The sequence below is a fragment of the Streptomyces palmae genome (assembly GCF_004684805.1).
Classification (GTDB): domain Bacteria; phylum Actinomycetota; class Actinomycetes; order Streptomycetales; family Streptomycetaceae; genus Streptomyces; species Streptomyces palmae.
Genome location: NZ_SRID01000465.1, coordinates 1 through 4,692, shown reverse-complemented (window position 1 = coordinate 4,692; position 4,692 = coordinate 1). Strand labels below are relative to the sequence as shown.

General features: G+C 66.9%; 5 protein-coding genes and 1 pseudogene. 2 read left to right on the top strand and 4 right to left on the bottom strand.

The features are described 5' to 3' along the window. Positions 1-117 precede the first annotated feature (117 nt). The 4 genes from E4099_RS29220 to E4099_RS29205 form a co-directional block, all read right to left on the bottom strand. The gene (locus tag E4099_RS29220; RefSeq protein ID WP_135342129.1) at positions 118-1,014 is read right to left on the bottom strand and encodes an amino acid ABC transporter permease; all 897 of its coding nucleotides are present in this window, start codon (positions 1,012-1,014) and stop codon (positions 118-120) included. Continuing rightward, positions 1,011-1,679, bottom strand: coding sequence for an amino acid ABC transporter permease (locus E4099_RS29215; protein ID WP_135342128.1), 669 nt, complete (start codon positions 1,677-1,679; stop codon positions 1,011-1,013). Before E4099_RS29215 ends, E4099_RS29220 begins: the two co-directional genes overlap by 4 nt. A 70-nt stretch (positions 1,680-1,749) precedes the next feature. Continuing rightward, the gene (locus E4099_RS29210; protein WP_135342127.1) at positions 1,750-2,568 is read right to left on the bottom strand and encodes a glutamate ABC transporter substrate-binding protein; all 819 of its coding nucleotides are present in this window, start codon (positions 2,566-2,568) and stop codon (positions 1,750-1,752) included. A gap of 109 nt (positions 2,569-2,677) precedes the next feature. Continuing rightward, positions 2,678-3,454 carry an amino acid ABC transporter ATP-binding protein gene (locus E4099_RS29205; protein ID WP_135342126.1) on the bottom strand — a complete coding sequence of 259 codons (777 nt, stop codon included), beginning with the start codon at positions 3,452-3,454 and terminating at the stop codon, positions 2,678-2,680. Between the two features lie 306 nt (positions 3,455-3,760). Here E4099_RS29205 and E4099_RS29200 point away from each other — a divergent pair, with 306 nt between their 5' ends. After that, on the top strand, positions 3,761-4,477 hold the full coding sequence (locus E4099_RS29200) for a response regulator transcription factor (RefSeq protein ID WP_135342125.1): 717 nt from the start codon (positions 3,761-3,763) through the stop codon (positions 4,475-4,477). 18 nt (positions 4,478-4,495) lie between these two features. Beyond that, a pseudogene (locus E4099_RS29195) lies at positions 4,496-4,692 on the top strand (histidine kinase); the annotation flags it as partial.

The window sequence follows — 4,692 nt, the reverse complement described above, 5'->3', positions numbered from 1 at the left end:
GGCGATGGGCGAGCGGGAGGGCGTATACGGCGGCGGGCGACGGCATGGGTGCCGTCGCCCGCCGCTCACCCAGGGTGGGGTGCGGTGGTCAGGACCTGACGGGTCCTGCCGGGTTCCTCAGTCCTTCGCGACCGGTGCCGCCGTCTCCAACTGGTCGGCCTGGTCCGCGGCGAGTACCGCTCCGGTGCTCTTCCGACCCCGCCGCAGCCTGCTCTCGATCCACCGCGCGAGCGTGGTGATGAGGAAGTTGACCACGATGAAGATCAGCGCGACCACGGTGATCGAGGCGATGGTGTTGGCGCCGTAGTTGGCGGTGATCGACCGGACCTGGGAGAAGAGCTCCTCGTAGCCCAGCAGCGCGCCACCGATCGCGGTGTCCTTCACGATCACCACGATCTGGCTGACCAGGGCCGGCAGCATGGCGGTGACCGCCTGCGGCAGCAGCACCGTGCCCATGATCTGGCCCTTGCGCATACCGAGGGCCTTGGCCGCGTCGTTCTGGCCGCGGGGCAGGGACTCGATACCCGCCCGGACGATCTCGGCGATGACCGAGGCGTTGTACAGCACCAGCCCGGTCACCACGGCGTACAGCGGCCGGATGTCGATGTCGACGTTGCCGTACTGGGCGTAGAGCTGGAAGGAGAAGATCATCAGCATCAGCACCGGGATGGCGCGGAAGAACTCCACCCACACACCCGCCGGGACCCGGATCCACGCATGGTCCGACATCCGGGCGATGCCGAGCAGCGCGCCCAGCGGCAGGGCGATGACGATGGACAGCGCCGCCGCCTGCAACGTCTTGGTGAGGCCGGGGACCAGGAACTCGGTCCAGACCCGGCTGTCCTCGACGAAGGGCCGCCACTTGGCGCCCTCCAGCTGGTGGTTGGCGGCCATGGTGTCCAGCACCCACCAGACGCCGAGCCCCAGGACGACCAGGAAGCCGATCGTGTAGGCGATGTTGCGGCGCTTGGCCTTGGGACCCGGAGTGTCGTACAGGACCGACAGGTTGGTCATCGCTTCACCGCCACACGCTTGGACACCCAGCCGAGCAGCAGGCCGACGGGCAGGGTCAGGACTATGAAGCCGAAGGCGAAGACCGCGAAGACCAAGGTGATCGAGTCCGTCTCGTTCTCCATCATGGTCTTCATCAGAGCCGAGGCTTCGGCGACGCTGATGGCCGCGGCGATCGTGCTGTTCTTGGTCAGCGCGATCAGTACGTTCGCCAGCGGCGCGACCACGGCGCGGAACGCCTGCGGCAGCACCACGAGGGTCAGCACCTGGGTGAAGCTCAACCCCAGTGCGCGGGCCGCCTCCGCCTGGCCGACCGGCACCGTGTTGATGCCGGCGCGCAGCGACTCACACACGAACGTCGCCGTGTACAGGGTGAGTCCGAGCACCGCGAGCTGGAAGTTCACGTCGTCCGAAGAACCACCGAAGAGCTTGACGCCCATCGTCTGGTTGAGCCCCAGGGAGGTGAAGAGGAGCACGATGGTCAGCGGCGTGTTCCGTACGACATTGACGTACGCGGTGCTGAAGACGCGCATCACCGGAACGGGGCTGACCCGCATGCCGGCCAGAATGGTGCCCCAGATCAGGGACCCTGCAGCCGAATAGAGGGTGAGCTTCACGGTGACCCAGAAGGCCCCGAGCAGGTCGTACCCATCAAGAAAATCGAACACGTTCTTACCGCGCTCTCCCCTGGTTGGATGGCAGGGCGCGCCGCCCGCGCTCGGGCGGCGCGCCGCGGTCTCAGCTCTTCTCGGTGACCTTCGGTGCGGGCTCGTTCTTGTAGTTGGCCGGGCCGAAGTTGGCCTTCACGGCCTTCTCCCAGGAACCGTCCGCGACCATCTTCTCCAGAGCCTTGTTGATCTTGGCCTGGAGCTCGGTGTCGCCCTTCTTGATGCCGATGCCGTAGTTCTCGTCGCTCAGCTTCAGGCCGGCGAGCTTGAACTTGCCGTGGTGCTCCTTCTGCGCGGCGTAGCCGGCGAGGATGTCGTCATCGGTGGTCAGCGCGTCGACGGCCTTGTTCTCCAGACCGGTCAGGCACTCCGAGTAGCCGCCGAACTCCTGCAGGTCGGCCTTGGGCGCGAAGTCGTTCTTGACGTTCTGCGCGGAGGTGGAGCCGGTGACCGAGCACAGCTTCTTGGAGTTGAGGTCCTTGGCGTCCTTGATGGAGTTGTCGTCGCTGCGGACGAGCAGGTCCTGGTGCGCCAGCAGGTACGGGCCGGCGAAGGAGACCTTCTTCTTGCGCTCGTCGTTGATGGAGTAGCTGGCCACCACGAACTTCACGTCGCCGCGGGAGATCATGTTCTCGCGCTCGGCGCTGGGCGCCTGCTTGAACTCGATGTCCTTCTCGTCGTAGCCGAGCTCCTTGGCGACATACCGGGCGACGTCGACGTCGAAGCCGGTGTACTTGCCGTCGGGCGTCTTCAGGCCGACACCGGGCTGGTCGAACTTGATGCCGATGCGGATCTTGTCGCTGTCGCTGCCGGAGCCACAGGCGGTGGCGGTCAGGGACAGAGTGATCGTGGCGGCGGCGGCCAGCGCGGCCGTCCTGCGGAACTTCATGGTGAACATCCTTTGGCTTCATCGAGGCGTCGGCGATATGTCATCGAGCCGACGGATCATCGAGTCATCGGGGGGTGCCGATCGGTGAAATCAGGGGCCGATCGTCAGATCAGTGGTGCAGGATCTTCGACAGGAAGTCCTTGGCACGGTCGCTGCGCGGGTTGCTGAAGAACTGCTCCGGCGGAGCCTCTTCGAGGATCCGGCCGTCAGCCATGAAGACGACGCGGTTGGCCGCGGAGCGGGCGAAGCCCATCTCGTGGGTGACCACGACCATGGTCATCCCCTCGCGGGCGAGCTGCTGCATCACGTCCAGCACCTCGTTGATCATCTCCGGGTCGAGGGCCGAGGTGGGCTCGTCGAAGAGCATCACCTTCGGGTCCATGGCCAGAGCCCGGGCGATCGCCACCCGCTGCTGCTGGCCACCGGAGAGCTGCGACGGGTACTTGTCCGCCTGGGTGCCGACGCCGACCCGGTCCAGCAGCGCGCGCGCCTTCTCCTCGGCCGCCTTCTTGTCCGTCTTGCGGACCTTGAGCTGGCCCAGCATCACGTTCTGCAGCACCGTCTTGTGGGCGAAGAGATTGAAGGACTGGAAGACCATGCCCACATCCGCGCGCAGCCTGGCCAGTTCCCGGCCCTCCTGCGGGAGCGGGTTCCCGTCGATCGTGATCGTCCCGGCGTCGATGGTCTCCAGCCTGTTGATCGTCCGGCACAGGGTGGACTTGCCCGACCCCGACGGCCCGATGACGACGACGACCTCGCCCCGGGCGATGGACAGATTGACGTCCTGGAGCACGTGCAGCGCGCCGAAGTGCTTGTTGACTCCTGTCAGCGCGACCAGTTCGCCCGTCTTCTCCACGGCGTCCTTGGTCACCGATACTTCGCTCATCGGCGTCTCGCTCCATCCTCCTCGGTTGGGAGGACCCTAGGGGGCGGTGGTGACGAGCGTCATTACATCTGAGCTGAAATTGAGCATAACGATACGGCCACAAAGGGACACTCTATGTAAACAGGGCGCGGAATATGCGTACCGGCTGCATAACGGAACCTCCATGGAACCGGGATGCGTCTTGACGGGGACCCCACCGATCGGCGTGGATGCCCTGTGGCCATGTCATCGGGCGTACACACCGCGGTGACACCGGGTTCGTGCCCACCACACACCGCCGACACACACCGAGCCGAGGAGGGGCCGATGAGACTTCTGCTGGTCGAGGACGACAACCACGTCGCCGCCGCCCTCTCCGCGGTCCTCGCCCGGCACGGCTTCTCGGTCACCCACGCACGCAACGGTGACGAGGCCCTGCAGGCGCTGCTGCCCGACAAGGGGGCGCCGTTCGGCGTGGTGCTGCTCGACCTCGGACTGCCCGACCAGGACGGCTTCGAGGTGTGCGGCCGCATCCGCAAGCTCACCAAGACACCAGTGATCATGGTGACCGCGCGGTCCGACGTGCGCTCCCGCATCCACGGCCTCAACCTCGGGGCCGACGACTACGTGGTCAAGCCGTACGACCCGATGGAACTGCTCGCCCGCATCCACGCGGTGAGCCGCCGTACGGTGGTCGCCGACACGCCCCCCGGCGGCGAGGAACCGGCCACCGAGGGCCCCGTGCCGCCGCTGCGGCTCGGCCAGCTCGCCATCGAGCTCCTCACCCGCCAGGTCTCCGTGGCCGACACCGTCGTCTCGCTCACCCGCAAGGAGTTCGACCTGCTCGCCCTGCTCGCCCAGCGACCGGGCGTGGTCTTCCGCCGCGAGCAGATCATCAGCGAGGTCTGGCGCACCAGCTGGGAAGGGACCGGGCGCACCCTGGAGGTGCACATCGCCTCGCTGCGCTCCAAGCTGCGGATGCCGGCCCTGATAGAGACCGTGCGTGGCGTCGGCTACCGGCTCGTCGCCCCGGCCGACCGCTGACCGCCGCGGACACCCCTGGTGCGCTCTCGACTCCTGCCGCTGCTCATCGTGCTGATGGCCGCCGTACTGCTGGCGCTCGGCTTTCCGCTCGCCGTCAGCACCGCGGCCCGCGAACAACAGCAGGTGATCGTCGACCGGATCGACGACACCACCCGCTTCGCCGCGCTGGCCCAGTCCGTCACCGTCCGGCCCGACACCCCCGGCACCTGTCTCTT

Coding starts and splice junctions, on each gene's coding strand:
- E4099_RS29200 (WP_135342125.1), top strand. CDS start 3,761: ATGAGACTTCTGCTGGTCGAGGACGACAACCACGTCGCCGCCGCCCTC.
- E4099_RS29205 (WP_135342126.1), bottom strand. CDS start 3,454: ATGAGCGAAGTATCGGTGACCAAGGACGCCGTGGAGAAGACGGGCGAA.
- E4099_RS29220 (WP_135342129.1), bottom strand. CDS start 1,014: ATGACCAACCTGTCGGTCCTGTACGACACTCCGGGTCCCAAGGCCAAG.
- E4099_RS29210 (WP_135342127.1), bottom strand. CDS start 2,568: ATGAAGTTCCGCAGGACGGCCGCGCTGGCCGCCGCCGCCACGATCACT.